Origin of the sequence: Ralstonia sp. AU12-08 (assembly GCF_000442475.1) — a bacterium.
Classification (GTDB): Bacteria; Pseudomonadota; Gammaproteobacteria; order Burkholderiales; family Burkholderiaceae; genus Ralstonia; species Ralstonia insidiosa.
The window spans coordinates 1-21,657 of record NZ_ASZV01000060.1; the positions used below are offsets into that span (position 1 = coordinate 1).

The window sequence follows — 21,657 nt, forward strand, 5'->3', positions numbered from 1 at the left end:
CTGGGATGTCTGGGATGTCTGGGATGTCTGGGATGTCTGGGATGTCTGGGATGTCTGGGATGTCTGGGATGTCTGGGATGTCTGGGATGTCTGGGATGTCTGGGATGTCTGGGATGTCTGGGATGGACCATGGCGCCATGGTCATGGACCACAGCCAGCATGGAACGATGCAGGGCAACGTCGCAAACTCCTTGAAGGTGCCGAGCAAGAAGGCCCGTCATGCGCGAACAGAGTACGGTCCAAGCACCGACATGCATGTCGATATGGCGCGGACAAACCTCGACGATCCCGGCATTGGGCTGCGCAACAATGGGCGACGCGTGCTGGTCCTGCAGGACATGCATACGATCGGCGGCCCCATGGACGCCCGCAGCCCGCAGCGCGAGGTGGAGTTGCATTTGACCGGCAACATGGAGCGCTACGCATGGTCGCTCGACGGCGTTGAGTTCGGCAAATCAACCCCCGTCCATTTCCGCTATGGGGAGCGTCTTCGCGTCATCCTTCACAACGATACGATGATGACGCACCCGATGCACATGCATGGGATGTGGAGCGAACTCGAGGCGCCGGACGGTACATTCTTGGCGCGCAGGCACACGATTCCGGTGCAGCCCGCGCAGCGCGTTAGCTTCCTTGTCACGGCTGACGCTCTGGGACGATGGGCTTGGCATTGCCATCTCATGCTGCATATGGATGCAGGTATGTTCCGTGAAGTGATCGTCGCCTAAGCCCGGATCGACAAGTCAAATGACCACGCATAAGCACGTTAAGACAGCATTGGCAGTTGCCTTGGCCGTTGTCGGCATCAACGCCGCGTCGGCACAGGAATCTACAGCTACCTACGACGCCATGGCGCCAAGCTCGGGCGCCAGCACTCGGCCGACTGCCCATGGCTCGATGCAGGGCATGGACCATGGCTCGAAGCAGGGCATGGACCATGGCTCGATGCAGGGTATGGACCATGGCTCGATGCAGGGCATGGACCATGGCTCGAAGCAGGGCATGGACCATGGCTCGAAGCAGGGCATGGACCATGGCTCGAAGCAGGGCATGGACCATGGCTCGATGCAGGGTATGGACCATGGCTCGATGCAGGGTATGGACCATGGCTCGATGCAGGGTATGGACCAGGGCTCAATGCAGGGTATGGACCAGGGCTCAATGCAGGGTATGGACCAGGGCTCAATGCAGGGTATGGATCAGGGCTCAATGCAGGGTATGGATCATGGTTCGATGCAAATGCAAGGCGGCTCACCGCCTCCTGATGCGCGGGATCCGAATGCATACTCGGGTGGATATCAGTTGGGTGTCGGAAAGTTCGCGCTGGGCAATACCCGCCAGCTCATGATGGCCGATGAGCACAATTTTGGATCGTTCTTGATTGATCGCCTGGAGTGGGTACGCGGCCCCAACTCCAACGCCGCTTCTTACGAAGCGCAAGCGTGGTACGGAAGCACTTACGACAAGGTCGTGCTGAAGGCGGAAGGCGATGTGAAAAAAGGTCGACTCGAGGAGGCGCGTACCGAGTTGCTATGGGGGCATGCGATCACGACGTTCTGGGACACCCAGCTTGGGATTCGCAATGACGTTGGCTCGGGGCGTCCAGCGCGGAACTGGGCGGCTTTCGGTGTGCAAGGTCTGGCGCCATACTGGTTCAACATCCAGGCCACTGCATACGTTGGTAACAGTGGTCGTACCGCCCTGCGGTTGTCCACGGAGTATGAGTTGCTGCTGACTCAGCGCCTTATCCTACAACCGCGCGTGGAGGCGAACCTCTACGGAAAGAATGATCCGGCTTTGGAGATCGGCAGCGGCCTGTCCAGCGCTAGCGTCGGATTGCGTTTGCGTTACGAGTTCAGTCGGCAATTCGCGCCTTACATCGGCGTCGAGCGGTATCAGACTTTTGGCAACACCGCCAACATGATTCGGGCAGATGGCGGCCGAAGCGGTGAGACCCGATTTGTGGCAGGCCTGCGTGTTTGGTACTAGCCATTCTCTATTTACACCACCAGGAGGTATTGACATGTTGACCCCTCGTTACATCGCAAGCATCGCTGTCGCGGCATCGGCCATTTTCGCCAGCACGGCCGCATTCGCGCATCCTAAGCTGCTGTCTTCGACGCCTGCTGACAAAGCGGAAGTCGCCGCGCCGGCAAAGATCGAGCTTAAGTTCTCGGAAAATCTCTCGACGCAATTCTCGGGGGCTAATCTCGTTATGACGGAGATGCCTGGCATGTCCAGTCACGACGCCATGAAAGTCGCCGCGAAGGTCGCCGCCGACGATGACCCCAAGACGATGGTCATCACGCCCGCACAGCCGCTGATGACGGGAACCTACAAGGTCGAATGGCGTGCTGTCTCGTCGGATACGCACCCGATGACGGGAAACTTCTCGTTCAAGGTGAAGTAAAGTTATGGCAGACGACTGGCTCAATATCGCCCTGCGCTTTGCGCTGTACGTGGATCTGACGATCCTGTTTGGAGTCTCGCTGTTCGGTGCTTACGCCTTGCGCCCCGATCATCGGAGCTCAGCGATTGCGCGCCGGTATGTCTGCGCCATTGGCGTCGCCGCAGCTTCCGGTATTGTGCTGTCTCTCTGGAGTATCGTAGTGACGGCCAAAGCGATGACCGGAGCCGCCGAATACGCGGAGTTGAGCAGCCACGTCTTCGGCATGATGCTGAGTAGCACTGCGGTTGGCATTGGGTGGTTGGTTCGTATCGCAGCCCTGGCGGCTTGTTTAATCATCGTCATGTGTGTGCGTAGGATGCCAACTCTGCACTTTGATATCTTTGCTGTTCTGGGGGCGGTAGCGCTGGCAACAGTGGCCTGGGCAGGGCATGGCGCGATGCACGACGGTTCGCGTGGATACGTCCACATCACGGCCGACATCGCCCACTTGTTAGCCGCGGGTGCATGGGTTGGATCGCTGACAGCGTTTGTGTTGCTTGCGCGGGCGCAGCAGGCGGCTTCATTGGAGTCGGTGGAAATCCTCAACCACACGTCCAACGGCTTCGCCCGTCTTGGGACATTGATTGTCGCCACGCTGCTCGCAACGGGCGTCGTCAACTATCTGTTGATCGTGGGCCCAACAATCGACGGGTTGGCCACTTCGGCATACGGCGTCCTGTTGTTGGCCAAGTTGGCACTGTTTGGGCTTATGCTCGGGCTGGCGGCAGCCAACCGTTACCTGTTGAGTCCGCAACTTGAAATCGCAATGCGCAGCGGCGACCACGCTGGCGCAGTCATGACACTGCGCCGCAGCCTGCTCACGGAGGCCAGCCTCGCCGTCGTGATACTTGCTTTGGTTGCGTGGCTCGGGGTGCTTTCTCCGCCTGGGACCTAATTCCGTCATTTTCGTGTAGCCATTCAACGCTCCATGACAACGCCATTGAACTCGCAGTCTATATCCGCGTCTAGGCGATCTCTGATGGTCGGCCTGGCTCTCTTGCCTGCCATAGCTTTGGCGCAGAAGTCTGAGCCAAAGCCTACATTCCAAGTTTGGAAGACGCCGGGTTGTGGATGCTGCAAGGATTGGTTGTCCCACCTGCGGGACAACGGATTCGATGTAGTCACACACGACGTCGAAGACACCGTCGAGGCTCGACGCAAGACAGGCATTCCCGATCGCTACGCCTCGTGCCATACGGCAGCCGTGCAGGGCTATGCCGTGGAAGGCCATGTGCCTGCGCGCGAGATCAAGCGCCTATTGCGGGAACGCCCTAAGGCAATCGGGCTGGCGGTCCCCAGCATGCCCATCGGTGCGCCTGGCATGGACGGTCCGGCGTACGGTAATCGACGTATGCCGTACAACGTATTACTGATCGGTTTGGATGGGACATCCACTGTGTTCCAAGCGTACAGCTGAACGAATAGAAGACGTTGGCCGTGAAAACGATGGGTTCACCATGTATGTGGCCAACAAATCTGGCGATACACCGACGCAATCACTGGTTGGCTCACCAGGAGCGGTCATGAGGAACATGTCGGTGGCCGACCTGCCTGCCGATGTACTCGCGGCAATGGCTCTCGTCTTCGTCACATGGATTGTTCTCCTAGTGGGTTTCGCTTGGTACCTGCGCCGCAAACATGGCGTAAGACGGCACGCAGACGCGCGTGCCGCTATTCATGGCCGCCGTAGTAAGAAACCACGTCGACGCGCTTTGCGACGAAGCTCTGGGAACCCATGATCTGCCGCAGGTTCCAGGGTGCCTTGTGTCACGCACCGCTAGGAATTCGCCGTGTTTCTCGCCGCTGACTACAGCGTTCGAGCGATAGCTTCGATCGGCTTGATCCCCACGCCAAAACGCGCAATGCTATCTCGGTGTTCGGTGAGACTGGTATAGGGAACATAGCGAATGCCTAGTTCTGCAACCCTGCGGAAAGCGGGACGTGCGAGTTGGGCGCGCACGTCCGCCTCTCTGGCATCTGGAGCCACCAGGAATAGGTGTTTCCTTGTCGCTTGATCTGTGCCCAAAGCCAGATCTAGCAGTCGTACGATGCCCGAGTAGATGGATGTGGTGTGTTCGACCTCGAAGGCAGCTTCCACTTCCAGCGAGACAGCGTTCAGCCAGACGACATCGATGAGAGGCACGGTGTCAGCGCCTGAAACCAAAAGTGAATTCGGCAATGTTGCCAGGCAGCCCTCGCTGAGCACGCCGCCATTGTAGGGGCGGCTGCGGTCGTTGGTCGCCACCCAGACCGCGAAGCCCAATGCCTTGCCAAGATCGCGCAACCAGCCTTGCACCTCTGTATGAGAGGCATCGTCGGTTCGGCCTGCTTGAAGTTGCTTGGCGAAGGAGGCTGCTTCCTCGCGGGCCTTAGCCAGATCCTTCTCCCACTCAGCAATCGTGGTAGCGCCACCCTCTTGCGGCGGAGCTGGATAGCGCTCCATTCCGATATCGAACAGCAGTCCGGCAATCGCACCCAGGTCATTGGACAGCAGGTCGCGGTAGCGTCCATTCAGGGACAGCACGCCCTCGCGCATGGCCAAGTAGTGGTCCCATTTGCCGAGCTTGACACGAGAGCCCGTCAGCGCGTTGTATCCATTGACGATCGCAGTGTTGAAGGGAACCGCCAAAGTTGGGTGGATGAAATACAGCAGGTTGGCAACGGCTGGGCCCAGCCCCTTGATGCCGTGCCGGTTCAACTGCTGAATCGCTTGAACTACCTCTTGCTCGGTATCGCAGCAATTGCACGTATGCAGCAGTCTGGCGAACGCTCGCTGATGATCTGCGTTCTCGTAGATGTCCGGAATACGCAACTTGGGTTTCCAGAGGAATGCGTGGTCCGCCCCCTTGAAGATTTGGCGCTGCTCGGCAATCGCGGAGACCACGGTTTCGAGAGAGGATCCGCGATAGGCGTTGCCAAATGTCCCAGCCTGGATCTCGTTGACCACCGTACTAATGCCACGCCGGATGGAGCGGAAATTCTTGAGGCGCTCGGGCCAGAGAAACCACGTCTGGAAAGTTCCGTCTCTGTCAGGCTTCCATCGCTCAATGAGCGTTCTTGTTAAATCGGTCATGCAAAATCCACTATTTTTATCGTGGCACTGTCCGATCGGGACAGTGTATGTACTTTCCGGCACCGTTTCAATGCTGATTCGACAGAGTTAAAGCGACCTATTCACCGCCAATCTCCGCGTGCCATCCACGAAAAAAAGGTGCCAGGATTGCGACAAACGCAGTGCTTGTTAACAAAACTGTAATCGCAGCGACAGGGTGCTGTCGTCGTCTACAACGTAGAATTTAGCAGCATGGATGCATTCTCAGCATTTGTGCGGAGCACGTCATGAACCTCATGCGGGCCCTCCAAAGCGCCCTCATGCTCTTGCTGCTAGGTTTCGCGTCTGGGTGTACATCCGTCGCTACGACGCCAGCGCAGTTTGGGCATCCAGTCGCAATTGCACATGCGAGCCGAACAATTATTTTGACTCCACGCATCAGATACGTGCATGTGTACACTGGTGAAACAGTTGCTTTCCGGATTGGGGAAAAGGAAATTGGCTGGATGTTCACGGCCCCAACAATCGGAGGTGGCCAACCAATCGATATGGGCTCGATCTTTCCTGATATTCCTGAGGCAAAGGGCATCGCGATTTTTATTGAGCGGAGCAATCTTTACAGGGCAGGATAATCGGTCGCGATGGGAAAGGCGAAGCGCCGCAAGATGGCGCGCGGCTACAACCTCCGCTTCATGTGGTTCACATTCTTGGGATGACATGCCGATTTTAGCTTGACGAGAGCGAGACCTCGATTGACGAGTATCGAATGTTGTCGCTTTCCCCTACTTGACCACAATCTTTCCGATCATTCCGGCTTCGTAATGCCCTGGTACAAGGCAAGCAAAATCAACCATGCCGGGTTCATCGAATCGCCAAATGAGTGCTCCTTGTTGGCCAGGCTCGAGCGCGAGATGCTTTCCAATAGTGTGGTGGCTCATCTCCGGCATCTTGCGCATCATCTCGGCATGCTCCTTTAAGTCGGCAGCGGTGCCGATCACCAGTTCATGGTGTACTTTGCCAATGTTCTCGACAACGAAGCGCACAGTCTCCCCCACTTTGACGGTGAGCGTGGTCGGTTGGAAACGCATGTCATCGCTCATAGTCACATTGATGGTACGCGTCACCTTTTGAGGATCTCCAGGCTGGCCTGCCTTCGGCGCGGGTTCGCTGGAATTGGAACCGAGACCTTCGAGTTGATTCGCCGCACCAAAGGCGGCTAGGGGCGCAAAACTCAGTGCTAGGATGGAGCGAGAAAACCTGTTCATGAGCCTCTCCCTTTTGGAAAGCGGTTGAAATACTTGGTGCGGCTCGACGTTGCCGCGGGGTGGGCGGAAGCCGTTCGCCAAAACGGGGCCCGCCTCTACCGAATCGCGTTGGCTTGGCGACAAAAACTCGGCCCGTGGCATCAATGATAGATCTTGGAACACTCGCCCGTCGATCGGCAGTTACCCATCAGCAGGGGCAACATCAATTGCAATGAGACGCGTGCTGGTTGAAGCTCGCCAGTTGCGCTGGGAGAAAATCCGCTCGAGAAAGAGGGGGCACAGCGAAGACCAAGCTTTCTTTCGGACGGGGCGGCTAGGCGTGCAGATCCCGGTCTTCAAGCTTGATCGTCGGTGATGAGCTGAAGCGGAGCGCGTAATGTCAATCAGATATCCCGTGATTACTGAAGGCGGGTACGTTTTGCGGGCGTGCAGCGCGCTGGCACTGGCGGCGATGGTCAGTGGCTGCACAACTGCTTACGAAGGCAAATATGAGTACGCCGAAGGCTGGCGGCTAGGCGTGATCGTAAGAACCGGCACGCTCGCCGACATGGCCCCTGTGGAGGCAATGTGCTCGCTTGCAGACCAGAGCAGCACGGCACGCTTTGCCTATGTGCAGTTCATCTTTGGGCCGACCCACGGCAAGTTTCTTTACAGCGGACCACACCAACGCCATGTCATCGTGCCGCTGCCGCAAGGGGGTGGGCTGCACGAAGGCGCGCGCGTCTACATAAATCTCCAGGATTGCAACCAAGCGGCTGTTCCCGCATCCGCAACTACTCCATAGGCTGCGCGCTCACGGGGTAGCGTCGTCAGTCCGAGTTGGGCCGGGTGAATCCTCAAGAGCCTGCCTCCTTTGCCGCCGCCGCGAGAATACGTCTAGCGTGCGCCATAAACGCCTGTGCCGGTAGCGAAAGAGGCACACTGGCCGCCTGCAACGCCAGCGTCCGGAAACGGATCTTCTTGTCCAAGGGGCGAAACGCCGCGCCTCGCGCGTCCAGCTCGCTCAATGCGAGCGGGTTCACAAGGCCAATGCCGACGCCATTCTTCGCCAGCGACGCGACGGTGATCGAGTAGGGGGTCTCGCAGGCCAAGCGCAACGTCCGTCCGTCCACTGCCAGCAACTCGTCGAGTTGACGGCGCGTCGTATCCCGGCGTGACAGGGCGATGAACGGGTGATCGCATAGATCGGAGAGCTTCACGCGTCGTTGGCGTGCCAATGGATGGTTGACCGGCATCGCGACCACCGCGTTGGTTGTCACGATGGGTGTGGCGGTCAATCCTTCGAGTTCGACCTCATCAGCGGCGAAGCCGATATCGCACTGGCCTCGCGCGACCTGATCACGCACCTGCACGGAGCTGCCAATCTCGAATCGGACCAGCACATCAGGAAAGTCCTTGCGCAAGGCGGCAATGATTCTTGGCATCAGACCCAGGCCGAGAGCAGGCAAACAAGCCACGGCAATGCTTCCGCCTGATCCAGAGCGCAGTTGAGTCGCGTACTGCTGCAGATGATCCAGGCCGGCATAGGCACGCTCAATTTCCGCAAACCACAGCTTCGCTTCCGGCGTCGCTCGCAACCGCGAACGCTCTCGCTCAAACAAGCGCATCTGCAGGCTTGCTTCGAGCTGGGCGAGCAACCGGCTGACCGCGGGTTGCGAGGTATGCATGTACTGAGCCGCGCGGGCAGTCGTGCCCGTCAACATGATCGCGCGGAACGCCTCTATCTGTCTGTGGTTCATATCGATTTTGAATTGACTTGAGTCAACTTGGCATTGGAAAGAATAGACCGAGTGCAGGATACTCGCCAGTCATCAGGAAGACACCATGCCACCGAATACAACACCCAACTTCATGACCTCGTCGCCACGCTTCAGTGCGCTCACTGTGCCGGTGCACCGAGCTTCGACACTGGTTTTTGACACGACGGCCCAGTTCCTTGCGCGTAAAGGCCAGTTGTTCGACGGCTACTCATACGGGTTGTATGGGACGCCGACAACCCGCGCCCTGGAGACGGAAGTTGCTTCCATCGAAGGTGGATCCCGCACCGTGCTGGTGCCCTCCGGGCTGGCCGCGCTGACCCATCCCATGCTTGCTCTCCTGTCTGCTGGCGACCACGTCCTGGTGGCCGACTGCGTGTATGGGCCGACGCGCGAGTTCTGCAACAGCGTCCTCAGGAAAATCGGTGTTGCCGTCACCTACTTTGCCGCCGATGCCGCGACGATCGACGCGCACCTGCAAAGCAACACGCGACTCGTGCTGCTCGAATCGCCCGGCTCATTCACGATGGAGATCCAGGAGATCGCCGCCATCTCCCGCGAGGCTCACACTGCCGGCGCGCTGGTCATGCTGGACAACGCATGGGGCTTCGGCAACTCCGCCATGTTCGAGCATGGCGTGGACATCGTCTGCACCGCATTGTCGAAGTACGCGGCGGGCCACTCGGATGTCTGTTTGGGTTCCATTACCGTGCGTAGCGAACGCTTGTTCCGCCAGATCAAGACGTTTGTATCGGGTGTTGGCACCGGGGTTTCGTCGGATGACGCATTCCTCGTGCTGCGCGGCCTGCGCACCCTTTCCGTTCGCTTGGCCGAACACGCGCAACGAGGGCTGGACCTGACGCAGTGGCTGCGTGGCCGCCGCGAGGTCGCCTCGCTGGTCCATCCCGCTCACCCGGAAGATCCACAGCATCAACGCTTCAAGCGGTACTTCAGCTCCGGCAACGGCTTGCTGACCATTCTCTTGCACAGCCAGGATCTTGAACGCATCAGCGCCATGCTCGATGGCTTAAAGCATTTTCGGATCGGTGCCAGTTGGGGCGGCACGGACAGCCTGATTGCCATTGCAGACCTCACCGCCTCTCGCATCGTGCAGCCATGGCCTCCAGGACGCTATGCGCTGCGACTGCATATCGGGCTTGAACCGTTGGAACCCCTGTATGCAGACCTAGAGGCCGGGTTTACCAGGTTGAATGGGCAAGCGTAGACATCATTGAATCCAAGCAGAACACACTCATGGAGAAGACATCGTGATTCGACTACTCGCATTTGCCGCGCTCGCCACTGTGCTCGGCAGCGCAACCGCGCAGGAGACCGGGACGCTGGCGAAGATCAAGCAAACCGGCGTGATGACCTTGGGCGCGCGCGAAGCTTCCATTCCATTCAACTACCTCGATGACCATCAACGGCAGGCGGGGTACGCATGGGAGCTTTCCACCCGGATTGCCGACGCGGTGAAGAGGCAACTCAAGTTGCCCAAGCTCGAGATCAAGGAAATCAATCTCACCCCGCAGACCCGCGTGGCGCTGGTGGCCAATCAAACCGTGGATCTCGAGTGCAGCTCCACCACCAACAATCTGGAGCGCCAAAAGCAGGTCGCGTTCTCAAACACGTTCTTTATCGTTGGTGCGCGATTGCTCGTGCGCAAGAACTCCGGAATCCAGCATTGGGCAGACCTGATTGGCAAGAACGTGGTGGTCAGCGCCGGCACCACCGGTGAGCGCTTGCTCCGCAAGCTCAACGTCGAGAACAGGTGGGGCATCAACATCATTCTCGCCAAGGACATCAACGAGAACTTCCTGACCGTCGAGACTGGCCGGGCGGTGGCATCAATGCAGGACGACATCATCCTTTACAGCAACATCGCCCGCGCGAAAGACCCGTCGATGTGGGAAGTCGTTGGCATGCCGCAACAGCGCGAAGCGTACGGCTGCATGCTGCGAAAGGACGACCCAGCGTTCAAGAAGCTGGTGGACGACACTATCGCCGCCATGATGAAGAGCGGCGAAATGGAAGCGCTGTACAAGCGCTATTTCCAATCCACCATCGCAGTCAAGGGAGGCTTGCGCATTGATCGCCCGCTATCGCCCGAGATGCTGGACCTCTTCAAGCATCCGAATGACAAGGCGTTCCAGTAAATCACCCGCAACACGCATGCATTGATCAATGAACTACTCCTGGGATTGGCTCATTTACTTCAAGCCATCGGTGACGGGCGAAGGGCTGTATGGAGCGATGCTCCTGACAGGCCTGGGTTGGACCCTGCTGATCTCGCTGTTGTCCTGGACGTTGGCGCTGGCCTTGGGCACCCTCTTCGGTGTCGCCCGCACGCTGCCGCAGCGCTGGGTTCGATGGCCAAGCGCTGCGTATGTGCATTGCTTTCGCAACACGCCGCTGCTGGTCCAGCTCTTCCTGTGGTTCTACGTACTTCCCGAGCTGCTACCCGTCGACTGGGGCAATGCCATCAAGCAGATGAATCCGACGCTGAATCAGTTTCTGACCGTTGTCCTGTGTCTGACGCTCTATTCCGCAGCCAAATGCGCCGAGCAGATTCGGGCAGGAATTGAATCGATCGCTGCGGGCCAGCGGGCCGCAGGGTTGGCGCTGGGGCTTTCCACCGGCGGCATCTACCGCCACGTCATTCTGCCGCAGGCCTTCCGCATCATCATTCCGCCTCTGACCTCTGACTTCATGAATGTGTTCAAGAACTCGGCGGTTGCGCTCACCATCGGGCTCATGGAGTTGACCGGCCAGAGCCGCCAACTGAGCGAATTCAGTGCACAGCCATTCGAGTCGTTTCTGGCCGCCACCGTCATCTATATGTTGGTCACGCTGCTGGTGGTCTGGCTGATGCACGTGATCGAAGCGCGCTCGCGCCTTCCTGGCATGGTCGGTTCGCACTGAGGTCACGATGAGCTATCAATTCGACTGGTCCTCCATTCCGCGTGCGTGGCCTTACCTTGTAGAAGGGCTCGCGACGACGGGCGGCTTGGTTGCCGCCTCCATCACAGCAGGCATTGCTCTGGGCACCGTGCTGGCGATCGGACGGCTGTTCGGCCCGCGTCCCGTCACCATGACTGTTGCCGCGTATGTGAACGTGTTCCGCTCCATACCGCTGATCCTGACGATCTTCTGGTTCTTCTTTCTGGTTCCGGCCATGCTGCGCGCTGTGACCGGTGATCCGTATCTCACGGTCGGTCCGATATGGGCTGCGTTGGCGGCCTTCATTCTCGCCGAGTCTGCCTACTACTGCGAAATCATCCGCGCTGGCATCGGAAGCGTGAAAACCGGGCAACTGAGCGCGGCAAAAGCGCTGGGGCTTACGCAGTGGCAAGCCTTGCGGCACGTGATCCTGCCGCAGGCGTTTCGGAACATGACACCGTCGCTGATCAACCAGACGATCGCCCTGCTCAAGGACACCTCACTCGTCTACGTGATCAGCCTGACCGACTTCCTTGGCGCCGCTGGCAAGATCGGCCAGCGCGATGGGCGGCTGGTCGAGATGTACCTGTTCTCGGCTGCGGTCTACCTGGTGCTGTGCTCGTTTGGCGTCTGGCTCGTCGCCGCCGTGCAGAAGAAGCGCATGGGAGCCCGGGCGTGACCAGGCTCTTGCCCGGTTGCTCCGATATCAAGACACAAACGACACCAACCATGATCAATATTTCCGACGTCTCCAAATGGTATGGCCCGTTTCGGGTACTCACCGACTGCACGACTTCCATCGCCCCAAAGGATGTGGTGGTGATCTGCGGCCCCTCCGGGTCAGGAAAATCGACGCTCATCAAGACGGTCAACGGACTCGAACCGTTTCAGAAGGGGGATATCCACGTGGGAGGAATCTCCGTCGGCGCCGCAGACACGAACCTTGCGAGTCTTCGCGCCCGCGTCGGCATGGTTTTCCAGAGCTTCGAGCTGTTCCCTCACCTGACGGTATTGCAGAACCTGGCACTGGGTCAGATCAAGGTGCTCAAGCGCAACAGAGCCGCTGCAGAAGCCAAGGCGCTGGCGCTACTGGACCGCGTCGGACTCGTTGCGCACGCGTCGAAGTTCCCCGGGCAGTTGTCGGGCGGCCAGCAACAGCGTGTTGCCATCGCGCGCGCGTTGGCCATGGACCCGGAGGTCATGCTGTTCGATGAGCCGACTTCCGCGCTCGATCCGGAAATGGTGAATGAAGTCCTCGACGTCATGATCGATCTTGCCAGGGATGGCATGACGATGGCCGTCGTCACGCACGAGATGGGCTTCGCCAGGCAAGTGGCGAACAGAGTCATCTTCATGGACCAGGGACAGATTATTGAAGACGTGCCCAAGGCGGATTTCTTTGACTGCCCCGATGCGCGCACCGATCGCGCGCGGCAGTTTCTTTCAAAGATCCTCTCCAGTTAGCCATCCAATCGATACGTTTTTCCATCTTGCGCAGTGTGCCGGCACTTTACGCATGAAATCGCCGCAAGAGCGGCAACCACAACTACCTTGAGGAGACAACCATGAAAAACATGATGGCAGCGGCCGTCTTTGGCCTGGCGTCCATGGCAGCGCTGGCGCACAACATCGACGCCGATATCACCAAGTTCGAGAAGATCCATGCAACAAAGGATCCGAACAGCAAGGAGGCACGAGAAGCAAAGGTGCTGATCGAGCAGGCTCGCGCCGTGTACTTCCACTCGGACACCGTCCAACTCCTGCGCATCCGCGCGTTGCTAAACGATGGCTTCAAGTTCGTCGGAGCGCAGCCTGCTTTCCTCGGCAGCGAGATCAAACGCCTGGAAGATGCGATCGCATCGCCCAAGACCAGCGATCCCGCAATGACCGATGCCGCCAGGAAACTGCTGCTGCAGGCGAAGGCCGAGAAAGCCGCGTACGACGTGCTGCACGATTCCGTCGGCGAGAAGATCGATCAAGCCATGAAGCTGATCGAAGCGGCGAAGTAAGACGACCGCTCGACCACAAGGAGGAGCCATGAGAATAAGGACAACAGTTTGGAAGGTCGCGCCCGCGATCATCGCAATGACGAGTGAAGTCGCGCTGGCCCAGTCGAACGTGGAGGTATTCGGCATCGTCGATACGGCAGTTGAGTGGGCACGCAGTGGAGACGGAGTCAATGTCAACCGGCTGGTCTCGGGGCAGAATTCAGCGTCGCGTTTCGGCATGCGGGGCAGCGAAGATATCGGCGGCGGACTCAAGGCCAATTTCTGGCTTGAGAACGGCTTCAACACGGACACCGGCGCGCTGTCCGATAGCGCAAGGCTGTTCAACAGACGTGCGACGGTCGGCCTGTCGGGGCCATGGGGGCGCGTTGATCTCGGTCGCCAGTTCCGCCCCGAAGCCCGCGCCGTGTTCGGCATGGACCCATTTGATGGGGGCTCCACAGCATCGCCCTCCAATACCTACTCCAACACGGTGTTCCGCACCGACAATGCGGTCGTGTATGAGACGCCAAACGTGAACGGCTTCGTGGGCCGGCTCATGTATGCCTTCGGCGAGGCACCCGGCGCGTTCAACGGTGCCAACAACGATGTCGGCGCCTCCCTTCAGTACTATAACGGTCCGGTCTACCTCGCCTATGCTTATGACGCGCGCACCAACGCGACCAACAGCGACAAGCGAAGGTGGCACTCGTTGGGAGGCGCGTACGACTTCGGCGTGGCGAAGCTGTATGCCGCCTATCGCACCCGCAAGGAAGGTGCCGTGGGCCTCGACGAGAGCAGCTACTGGTTGGGTGTCAGCGTGCCGCTAGGTGCGTGGACCCTCTCCGCAACCGCAACGCGCGTCAATGACAAGACACCAGCCGACAAAGGTGCAACCGGAATCGGATTGGGTGCCGACTATGCCTTGTCGAAGCGAACGACGTTATACGGCCGGTTCGGCAAGGTCAACAACAAGAACGGGGCAACGTTCAATTTGGACAACGGCATCAACGGCCCCAGCCCCAGCTCGTTGGCACTCGGCTTGCGGCACAAATTCTGAGTTGCTATTCGGGGCACTCGATCACGACGTTCCGGAACATGCGGCTTCGCATCCGGAACGACGTCGGCTCAGGGCGTCCGGCGCCGAGCTGGGCGGCTTTCGGCGTGCAACCCCTAGTGCCGTATTGATTCAACATCCAGACCACCGCATACGTCGGTAATAGCAATCGCACCGCTCAGCGACTGTCTACGGAGAATGAGTTGCTGCGATAGCAGCAACTCATTCCGCCGCCGCGGTTGGGGACGAACTTCTATGGGAACGATGATCCGTCCCTGGATATTGGAAGGGGATTGTCCAGCGCAAGCGTGGGCTGCGACTGCGTTACGAATTCAGCCGCCAGTTTGCCCTACACATTGACGTCAAGCGCTACCAGACGCTTAGCAATACGCCAACCATCAAGGCCGATGGTGGCAGCAGCAGCGAAACCCGCCTTGTGGCAGGCCCGCGCGTTTGGCTCAAGCTTGTTCGTTTTTTTCACCACCCGCAGAGGTATTGACATGTCGAACCATCATTACATTGCAAGCATCGCTTTCACTGCATCGGCCATGCTTGCTAGCGCCGCGGCGTTTGCACATCCCAAGCTGCTGTCGTCGATGCCCACCGACAAAGCGGAAGGGGCGGCACCGGCAATGATCGAACTCAAATTCTCGGAAAGCCTCTTTACACAATTCTCGGGGGCAAACCTCGTTATGACCGAGATGCCCGGCATGTCGGAACACGACGCCATGAAAATTGCCGCGAAAGTCACCGCTGACGATGACCCGAAGGCGATGGTCATCACACCTGTGCAGCCACTGATGACCGGGACGTACAAAGTCGAATGGCGGGCTGTTTCGTCGGATATGCACCCGATGTCAGGGAACTTCTCCTTCAAGGTGAAGTAACGTCATGACAACGATCGGCTCAAAGAGAGGCGGCGGCAATTCGGGCAATCGAAATGGCGGAGAAACCGGGGCCTGGGGCGGCCAGAATGACCGGCAGACAGGCCTTAGAAGATGACGATACGAAGCAGGCAAACGCATTGTGTGAATTTGCCCCTGCTTCTCTGGACACCGCATCATGCCTGATGGACTGCTCCCGGGAGCGTGAGCATTTCCGGTCTCTGGTCTGGCGGCCAGTTTTTATGGACATCGCGTCTGAATTTAGCTGGGATTTCCTCGGAGCGTGCGAAGACCGCGGCAGCCCGATCGCCCCGCAAGCGCGTGCCGATCAGTACATTTTGGGCTGCCGCGGGGCCGGCAGCGCTGCCATCGGTTTGGAAAAGCAGGTTGAACTCCAAAAAGGGGAGGGGCTTCTAGTCGGCGGCGGTGAGGCGATAGGTGTCGACACAGTAGCGGTTCGAGTGATCCGGCGACGCCCCGTCGAGTTCCTTCAAGTTTGGCGGGCTACGATCGGGCAGCTTCACAAGCCCCGTGGGGGCTGCTTCAGCGTAGGCAACCAGATCAGTTCGCGGACGTGCGTCAGCAATACCGGGAAGGTCATTGCGTTATCCGGCACCAGCGCAGCAGGATTTTTGAGTCATGCATCGAAGCTCCGCTTACCCCAGATCAGGCGTCATTGCTTTGGGGCGCCAAGGTTGCGTGTGAAACCGTCGACTCTGCCCACCTGAGGCCCAATACGCCTCCAAAGCTCGGCCCTGTCTGTGGCGACCCGGTGCAGAATGGCACGCCAGGTAGGCTCGAGCGGCTTACGCGCCATGCGCGATGTCCTCCTTGGAAAGAGTGGAAGCACTAAGTGACGTCGCCGCAATTGACTCATGCGGATCGAACGCCCACCGGTGCTGAACATCGGCTTGAGATGGACAAACCAAGCCGTCAAGCTGATCACGCCGAGAAGCTCCAAGAAAGCGAATAGACGGGGTCAACGCTCGCCGCGCGCTCTTAACCTCTCCGTTGTTTCATTGACGAAGAGGACATGGAAACCAATCTCGATGGCGAACTGTGGGCGCTGATCGAACCATTGCTGCTGCCGAAGTCACATCGACCTTCGCACCTTGGGTGCAAGCCATAGGATGATCGCGCTGCCCTCACAGACAACTTGTCGTGCTGCAATCCGGCATTCCCGGGGGAGATGCCGCCCCAGCAAATGGGCAACGGCTGGGGCATGAGTTGCTGGGGCAGACACGCGACTAATTTGCGGCAGGCGTTTGGGACCGATTGCACGAACCCCTCTTTCAACTCCTGGCGAGTTCGGGGCTCCCAGGCGAGTCGGCTGCGCGCCGCCGCAGCACGATCCCGCAAATGGCCGGCAGCACAAACAGGGTTAGGACAGTCGCCGTCACCAAGCCGCCGATCACGACCGTCGCCAAGGGCTTCTGCACCTCGGCGCCGGTTCCGGTAGCGATCGCCATGGGCACGAAGCCGAGCGACGCCACCAGTGCCGTCATCAGCACGGGTCGTACGCGCTCCATGGCGCCTTCGATCACCGCCGCGTCGGGTGCTAGCCCATCCGCCATACGTTTACGGATCGCCGAGATCAACACCAGCCCGTTGAGAACCGCCACGCCGGACACGGCAATGAAGCCGACCGCCGCCGAAATCGAGAACGGGATGCCACGCAGCGCCAGCGCGAACACGCCGCCGGCCAGGGCCAACGGCACTGCCGTTAGCACGGTAGCGGTCAGCATGGCGTTGCCGATGGCCATATAGAGCGCTGCGGCAATCAGGATGAAGCAGATCGGCACGATGATCGCCAGGCGCTGGGTGGCGGCCTGGAGGTTCTGGAACTGACCACCCCATTCAATCCACGAACCGGTCGGCAGCTTCACTTCGCGGGCGATGCGTTGCGCCGCGTCGTCGACAAAGCTGCCAAGGTCACGCCCGGCCACATTGGCTTCCACGTAGATCCGACGTTTGCCGTTATCGCGGCTGACCTCATTCAGGCCCTGTGTAAAGCGGAATTGCACCAGTTGGCGCAGCGGCACGGAGCCGCGCGGCTGGCCATCTGCCGAGGGCAGCATCACCGGCAGCGCGCCAAGCATATCGAGATTGTCCCGCTGCGCGCCAGGCAGGCGCACCACGATATCGAAACGGCGGTCGCCGTCGAACACCTGGCCGGCGGCTTTGCCGCCCAATGCGGTCGACACGGTATCGGCCACCTCCTTGACGGTCAGACCGTAGCGGGCGATCGCCGCGCGGTCGAAGGCGATGTCGAAGGTCGGAAAGCCGCTTGTCTGCGGAACCCGCACGTCGGACGCGCCCGGTGTCTTGCGCAGCACGGCAGCAACGCGCTGGGCGGTGGCAGCCAGCTCGTCCAGATTGTCGCCATAGAGCTTGACGGCCACATCGCTGCGCACACCGCCGATCAGCTCGTTGAAGCGCATCTCGATCGGCTGCGTGACGTCGTAGTTGTTGCCCACCATCGGTGCGGTCTTCTCGCGGATACGCTCGATAACCTGTTCCTTGGTCGTTACCCCGGCTGGCCACTGATCTTTCGGCTTGAGGATAATGTAGTTGTCCGAGGCGTTGGGCGGCATCGGGTCGGCGGCCAAGCTTGCGGTGCCGGCCTTGGAGTAGACCGTCTTGACCTCGGGCAGGCTCATCACTGCGCGCTCGAGCGGCAGATCGATCGCCACCGACTGGTCGATCGACGTGGACGGGATCCGCACCGACGACAGGTTCAGGTTCTGCTCATCCAGCGTCGGCATGAACTCGCGGCCAACCAGGCCGAACGCCGCCACGGCCAGCACCAGCACGGCCACGCCCGCGCCGATGAACGGCAGCGGTCGGGCCACCGCACGTTGCAGCCACGGGCGATAGCGCTGCTTGGCGGCCACGATGACGCGCACCTCCTGCTCGGCCACATGCGAGCGCAGCAGGATCGCGATCATGGCCGGCACGAACGTCAGCGACAGCACGAAGGCCGACGCGAGTGCCAGCATCAGCGTGATCACCATCGGCGAGAACATCTTGCCTTCGACGCCCTGGAACGTCAGACACGGCACGAACACCAGGAAAATCACCATCTGGCCGTAGACGGTCGGGCGGACCATCTCGCGTGAGGAGGCGACCGTTTCGTCCAGCCGCTCGCGCAGCGTCAGCGTGCGGCCTTCCCGATGCTGACGCTCGGCCAGGCGGCGCAGCGTGTTCTCGACGATGATGACGGCGCCGTCGATGATGAGCCCGAAATCGAGCGCACCCAGACTCATCAGGTTGCCGGAGATGCCCAAGGCGTTCATGCCGATCGCGCTCATCAGCAGTGACAGCGGAATGATCAGCGCGGCAATGGCCGCGGCACGCCAGTTGCCGAGCAGCCAGAATAGGATGGCCACCACCAGCAGCGCGCCCTCGGTCAGGTTGCGCGCGACCGTCTCGACGGTGGCCACCACCAGTTGGGAGCGGTCCAGCGTCGGCACGATGACGACGCCCGGCGGCAGGGTTGTGCCGATCTTGTTGAGCTTCTCGCCAACCGCGTGCGCCACCGTGCGGCTGTTTGCACCGACCAGCATCAGCGCGCTGCCGACCACGGTTTCATAGCCGTTGCGGCTGGCCGCGCCGGAACGCAGTTCGCCGCCCACGTTGACAGTGGCCACTTGGCCGACCGTCACCGGCACGTTCTGCCGGTGCGCAACCACCGCTCGGGCGATTTCGTCGATGGTGCGGATGCGTGCGTCCGCGCGCACCAGATAGGACTCGCCCGAGCGCCGGATGAAGTTGGCACCCACCGAGAGGTTGGCGTCTTCCAGCGCGCGAGCCAGATCGGAGTATGAGATGCCGTAGGCCGCCAGCTTCGCTGCATCGGGCTCGACCACGTATTGCTTTACATACCCGCCGAGCGAATCCACGTCGGCCACGCCGGGCGTGGTGCGCAGTTGCGGCCGGATGATCCAGTCCTGCACGGTGCGCAGGTAGGCAAGCTTGGCAACCTGGTCGGCCAGGCGTTCGCCGCGATCGGTGAGGAAGCTGCCGTCGCTTTGCCAGCCGGGCTGGCCATCCTTGACCGCCGCGCCTTTGCCGTCGGGGTGCGCGTATTCGACGCTGTAGTGGAACACCTCGCCCAGGCCGGTGGAGACCGGGCCCATCTGCGGCTCGGCCCCCTCGGGGAGGTTGGGCCGCGCCTGGGCCAGCCGCTCCGACACCTGCTGGCGCATGAAATACAGATTCGCGCTTTCCTTGAAGATCACCGTTACCTGGCTGAAGCCATTGCGCGAGAACGAGCGCGTGCTCTCCACGCCGTTGAGGCCGGCTAGCGCGGTCTCGATGGGATACGTGACGCGCTTCTCGATCTCGACCGGGCTCAATGTCGGCACCACGGTATTGATCTGGACCTGCTTGTTGGTGATATCCGGCGTGACGTCGATCGGCAGCAGATTCAACTGCCATGCGCCGATCGCGGCCACCACGGCGGTCACGAACAGGACCATCCAGCGCAGGCGCACCGCGCCTTGCAGAATGCTGTGGATCATTCGTCGTCCCCGCCGCTCTTGTTCATCTCGGCCTTGACCAGGAAGGCATTGCGCGTCGCCACCTGCTCACCTGCACTCACACCCGACAGGATCTGCGCCACGCCACCGCGGCGGGTGCCGACCAGCACCGGCTGTGGCCGGAAGCCTTGCGGCGTACGCACGAAGAGGATGTCGCGCCCGTCCAGGTTTTGAACGGCGTCTTCCGGGACCAACAGGTCGTCCGCCTTGCCGGCGCGCGGATGCAATCGCACCTGCACGCCATCCCCGATTACCAGTGCGCCGGCGGCTGGCGTGGGCGTCAGGACCACCGTGGCCGCGCGCGTGCCGCCGCTCACGGTCGGTGTCACCGAGTGCACCACGGCTTGCAGCGGTGCGCCAGTCGCCGTCAGGATCGTCGCGGTGTCGCCTGCAGCGATGTGGGTGATGTCGGCAGCCGTGACCGAGGCCTCGACCTGCACTTGGCCCGTGCCCGCCACACGGAACAGCTCGGCCTGCGGCGTGACGGCGGCGCCGAGTACGGCAGCCTGCGCTGTCACCCGGCCAGCGATCGGACTGACCACGGCCACCGAGCGGCCATTGTCAGCAACATGAGCGGCGCGGGCGACCGTGGCGGCGCGCTGTGCTTCCGCGTTGGCCACGTCCAGGGCTGCCTTGGCGGCTTCCATCTCCTGACGTGGCGACACGCCCTGTTGATAGAGGCTGGCTTCCCGGGCGTAGGTCTTGCGCGCCAGCTCCGCCTTGGCCAGCGCCACGCGGCGCTCGGCCGCCATCGCGGCGGCGTCTGGGCTGTCCACCAGCGCCAGCACGTCGCCTGCCCGTACCGCGTCGCCCAGCCGGTGGTTGACGCGCTGGATGGTGCCAGACCCACGGGCAACGATGATCGCCTCGCTGCCTGGTACGGAAGCCACCGTGGCGGGGGCCAGGATTTCCGTGCTCACACCGCCCGTAGCAACCGGCCCGACGGCAATGTTGGCGGCGGTCAGATAGGCCTCGGGAATCTTGACCTCGGCCGGTGCGGCATGGACCGTTGCGGACTCTGCCTTGGGCGGCGGGGCGACTTTGGCTGGGGTTAGCCCGCGTGCAGCGCCGAAACCAATCAGTGCAGCGATGCCGGCAATCCCGGCGATCTTGGGCCAGCCCAAGGATTGGCGGTTGTCTTGCGTCATGGTGTTTCCTCGAAAGCCAGGCGGCCCTCTGCCTGTGCCAGTGCCGCCAGCGCGCGCACGCGCGCCAGGCTGGCATCAATCGTCAATCCCTTGGCCTCGAACAGCGCGCGCCGGGTGGCGAGCAGCTCGATCAGCGAAGTCTTGCCCGCGTCGTAGCCGATGCGGCCTAGCCGATAGGCCTCTGTGGCGGCTCGCTCGCCCTCGGCCGCAGCAGCCAAGCGCTTCTCCGATGCGGCCGCTTGTGCCAATGCCGAGCGGCGCGCAGCGGCCGCCTCCAGGCGAACGCTGTCCAGCCGCGCCTCGGCCGCCGCCTCGCGCTCCACTGCCGCCGTGGTCGCAGCATCGTTCCGGTCGAACAACGGAATCGTGGCGGACAGGCCCACGACGTACCCGCTGGCATTTGTCCAGCCATATCGCCGCAGCCCAGCACTGACGCCAACATCGGGGATCCATTTCTTCCGCTCGACCTGCACCTGAGCGTTCAACGCATCCCGCTCGGCTTGTGCCGTGAGAACAGCCGGCGTCTCGTCCGGCTTTGTCGTATTCGCGGGTGCAGGGCCAGCTGCCGCCAGCAATGTG

Annotated in this window: 22 protein-coding genes; 16 read left to right on the plus strand and 6 right to left on the minus strand. The window is 60.8% G+C overall.

From position 1 onward, the window contains the following. The 5 genes from C404_RS57790 to C404_RS57810 all read left to right on the plus strand — a co-directional run. Positions 1–728: multicopper oxidase domain-containing protein (locus C404_RS57790; protein WP_021197774.1), on the plus strand; the 728-nt coding region annotated here is incomplete at its 5' end. Positions 729–747: 19 nt separating this feature from the next. Further along, positions 748–1,989 carry a copper resistance protein B gene (locus tag C404_RS57795; RefSeq protein WP_021197775.1) on the plus strand — a complete coding sequence of 414 codons (1,242 nt, stop codon included), beginning with the start codon at positions 748–750 and terminating at the stop codon, positions 1,987–1,989. 34 nt (positions 1,990–2,023) lie between these two features. Then, positions 2,024–2,410 carry a copper homeostasis periplasmic binding protein CopC gene (gene copC, locus C404_RS57800; protein WP_012755710.1) on the plus strand — a complete coding sequence of 129 codons (387 nt, stop codon included), beginning with the start codon at positions 2,024–2,026 and terminating at the stop codon, positions 2,408–2,410. 4 nt (positions 2,411–2,414) lie between these two features. Continuing rightward, the gene (gene copD, locus C404_RS57805) at positions 2,415–3,344 is read left to right on the plus strand and encodes a copper homeostasis membrane protein CopD (protein ID WP_012755711.1); all 930 of its coding nucleotides are present in this window, start codon (positions 2,415–2,417) and stop codon (positions 3,342–3,344) included. Between the two features lie 33 nt (positions 3,345–3,377). Then, the gene (locus C404_RS57810) at positions 3,378–3,866 is read left to right on the plus strand and encodes a DUF411 domain-containing protein (protein ID WP_024977761.1); all 489 of its coding nucleotides are present in this window, start codon (positions 3,378–3,380) and stop codon (positions 3,864–3,866) included. Between the two features lie 390 nt (positions 3,867–4,256). Here C404_RS57810 and C404_RS57815 read toward each other — a convergent pair whose 3' ends face one another. Further along, complete coding sequence (locus tag C404_RS57815; protein WP_012755713.1) at positions 4,257–5,522, minus strand: hypothetical protein; 1,266 nt, start codon at positions 5,520–5,522, stop codon at positions 4,257–4,259. Between the two features lie 266 nt (positions 5,523–5,788). On the opposite strand from C404_RS57815, the gene C404_RS57820 reads away from it, so the two are divergent. Next, positions 5,789–6,133, plus strand: coding sequence for a CzcE family metal-binding protein (locus C404_RS57820; protein ID WP_021197777.1), 345 nt, complete (start codon positions 5,789–5,791; stop codon positions 6,131–6,133). A gap of 150 nt (positions 6,134–6,283) precedes the next feature. On the opposite strand, the gene C404_RS0130620 is transcribed toward C404_RS57820, so the two are convergent. Further along, a complete protein-coding gene (locus C404_RS0130620) occupies positions 6,284–6,766 on the minus strand; it encodes a cupredoxin domain-containing protein (RefSeq protein WP_012755714.1) in 483 nt (160 codons plus the stop codon). A gap of 394 nt (positions 6,767–7,160) precedes the next feature. Here C404_RS0130620 and C404_RS57825 point away from each other — a divergent pair, with 394 nt between their 5' ends. After that, positions 7,161–7,550 (plus strand): hypothetical protein, encoded by a 390-nt coding sequence (locus tag C404_RS57825; RefSeq protein WP_235180696.1) that lies wholly within the window; start codon positions 7,161–7,163, stop codon positions 7,548–7,550. A gap of 52 nt (positions 7,551–7,602) precedes the next feature. Here the strand turns inward: C404_RS57825 and C404_RS57830 are convergent, their stop codons facing one another. Then, positions 7,603–8,505: a LysR family transcriptional regulator gene (locus C404_RS57830; protein ID WP_012755716.1), complete on the minus strand. Its 903-nt coding sequence runs from the start codon at positions 8,503–8,505 to the stop codon at positions 7,603–7,605. Positions 8,506–8,590: 85 nt separating this feature from the next. Between C404_RS57830 and C404_RS57835 the strand changes: the two genes are divergently transcribed. The 9 genes from C404_RS57835 (at position 8,591) to copC (C404_RS57870) (ending at position 15,392) form a co-directional block, all read left to right on the plus strand. Next, a complete protein-coding gene (locus C404_RS57835) occupies positions 8,591–9,748 on the plus strand; it encodes a trans-sulfuration enzyme family protein (protein ID WP_012755717.1) in 1,158 nt (385 codons plus the stop codon). 43 nt (positions 9,749–9,791) lie between these two features. Continuing rightward, complete coding sequence (locus C404_RS57840; protein ID WP_012755718.1) at positions 9,792–10,679, plus strand: transporter substrate-binding domain-containing protein; 888 nt, start codon at positions 9,792–9,794, stop codon at positions 10,677–10,679. A gap of 28 nt (positions 10,680–10,707) precedes the next feature. Further along, positions 10,708–11,445 (plus strand): amino acid ABC transporter permease, encoded by a 738-nt coding sequence (locus C404_RS57845; protein ID WP_012755719.1) that lies wholly within the window; start codon positions 10,708–10,710, stop codon positions 11,443–11,445. A gap of 7 nt (positions 11,446–11,452) precedes the next feature. Then, a complete protein-coding gene (locus C404_RS57850) occupies positions 11,453–12,142 on the plus strand; it encodes an amino acid ABC transporter permease (protein ID WP_012755720.1) in 690 nt (229 codons plus the stop codon). 50 nt (positions 12,143–12,192) lie between these two features. Beyond that, positions 12,193–12,927, plus strand: a complete 735-nt coding sequence (locus C404_RS57855) for an amino acid ABC transporter ATP-binding protein (RefSeq protein WP_012755721.1) — start codon at positions 12,193–12,195, stop codon at positions 12,925–12,927. A 101-nt stretch (positions 12,928–13,028) separates the two neighbouring features. Then, positions 13,029–13,472: a hypothetical protein gene (locus tag C404_RS57860; RefSeq protein WP_012755722.1), complete on the plus strand. Its 444-nt coding sequence runs from the start codon at positions 13,029–13,031 to the stop codon at positions 13,470–13,472. A gap of 76 nt (positions 13,473–13,548) precedes the next feature. Then, the gene (locus C404_RS57865; protein ID WP_021197781.1) at positions 13,549–14,508 is read left to right on the plus strand and encodes a porin; all 960 of its coding nucleotides are present in this window, start codon (positions 13,549–13,551) and stop codon (positions 14,506–14,508) included. Positions 14,509–14,824: 316 nt separating this feature from the next. Next, entirely contained in the window at positions 14,825–15,004 is a 180-nt protein-coding gene (locus tag C404_RS60780; protein ID WP_235180700.1) for a copper resistance protein B, read from the plus strand. 1 nt (position 15,005) lies between these two features. Then, positions 15,006–15,392, plus strand: a complete 387-nt coding sequence (gene copC / locus C404_RS57870) for a copper homeostasis periplasmic binding protein CopC (protein WP_012755724.1) — start codon at positions 15,006–15,008, stop codon at positions 15,390–15,392. Positions 15,393–16,681: 1,289 nt separating this feature from the next. Here copC (C404_RS57870) and C404_RS57880 read toward each other — a convergent pair. From C404_RS57880 to C404_RS57890, 3 genes are all read right to left on the minus strand, one after another. Further along, positions 16,682–19,912, minus strand: coding sequence for a CusA/CzcA family heavy metal efflux RND transporter (locus C404_RS57880; protein ID WP_012755726.1), 3,231 nt, complete (start codon positions 19,910–19,912; stop codon positions 16,682–16,684). Next, positions 19,909–21,078 (minus strand): efflux RND transporter periplasmic adaptor subunit, encoded by a 1,170-nt coding sequence (locus tag C404_RS57885; protein WP_021197783.1) that lies wholly within the window; start codon positions 21,076–21,078, stop codon positions 19,909–19,911. Before C404_RS57885 ends, C404_RS57880 begins: the two co-directional genes overlap by 4 nt. After that, the coding region (locus C404_RS57890; protein WP_021197784.1) for a TolC family protein at positions 21,075–21,657 on the minus strand (583 nt) is incomplete at its 5' end. The genes C404_RS57885 and C404_RS57890, both read right to left, overlap by 4 nt.

Excerpts from the sequence above, each read along its gene's own strand:
- C404_RS57795 (WP_021197775.1), top strand. The coding sequence starts at position 748 with ATGACCACGCATAAGCACGTTAAGACAGCATTGGCAGTTGCCTTGGCC.
- copC (WP_012755710.1), top strand. The coding sequence starts at position 2,024 with ATGTTGACCCCTCGTTACATCGCAAGCATCGCTGTCGCGGCATCGGCC.
- copD (WP_012755711.1), top strand. The coding sequence starts at position 2,415 with ATGGCAGACGACTGGCTCAATATCGCCCTGCGCTTTGCGCTGTACGTG.
- C404_RS57810 (WP_024977761.1), top strand. The coding sequence starts at position 3,378 with ATGACAACGCCATTGAACTCGCAGTCTATATCCGCGTCTAGGCGATCT.
- C404_RS57815 (WP_012755713.1), bottom strand. The coding sequence starts at position 5,522 with ATGACCGATTTAACAAGAACGCTCATTGAGCGATGGAAGCCTGACAGA.
- C404_RS57820 (WP_021197777.1), top strand. The coding sequence starts at position 5,789 with ATGAACCTCATGCGGGCCCTCCAAAGCGCCCTCATGCTCTTGCTGCTA.
- C404_RS0130620 (WP_012755714.1), bottom strand. The coding sequence starts at position 6,766 with ATGAACAGGTTTTCTCGCTCCATCCTAGCACTGAGTTTTGCGCCCCTA.
- C404_RS57830 (WP_012755716.1), bottom strand. The coding sequence starts at position 8,505 with ATGAACCACAGACAGATAGAGGCGTTCCGCGCGATCATGTTGACGGGC.
- C404_RS57835 (WP_012755717.1), top strand. The coding sequence starts at position 8,591 with ATGCCACCGAATACAACACCCAACTTCATGACCTCGTCGCCACGCTTC.
- C404_RS57845 (WP_012755719.1), top strand. The coding sequence starts at position 10,708 with ATGAACTACTCCTGGGATTGGCTCATTTACTTCAAGCCATCGGTGACG.
- C404_RS57850 (WP_012755720.1), top strand. The coding sequence starts at position 11,453 with ATGAGCTATCAATTCGACTGGTCCTCCATTCCGCGTGCGTGGCCTTAC.
- C404_RS57855 (WP_012755721.1), top strand. The coding sequence starts at position 12,193 with ATGATCAATATTTCCGACGTCTCCAAATGGTATGGCCCGTTTCGGGTA.
- C404_RS57860 (WP_012755722.1), top strand. The coding sequence starts at position 13,029 with ATGAAAAACATGATGGCAGCGGCCGTCTTTGGCCTGGCGTCCATGGCA.
- C404_RS57865 (WP_021197781.1), top strand. The coding sequence starts at position 13,549 with ATGACGAGTGAAGTCGCGCTGGCCCAGTCGAACGTGGAGGTATTCGGC.
- copC (WP_012755724.1), top strand. The coding sequence starts at position 15,006 with ATGTCGAACCATCATTACATTGCAAGCATCGCTTTCACTGCATCGGCC.
- C404_RS57880 (WP_012755726.1), bottom strand. The coding sequence starts at position 19,912 with ATGATCCACAGCATTCTGCAAGGCGCGGTGCGCCTGCGCTGGATGGTC.
- C404_RS57885 (WP_021197783.1), bottom strand. The coding sequence starts at position 21,078 with ATGACGCAAGACAACCGCCAATCCTTGGGCTGGCCCAAGATCGCCGGG.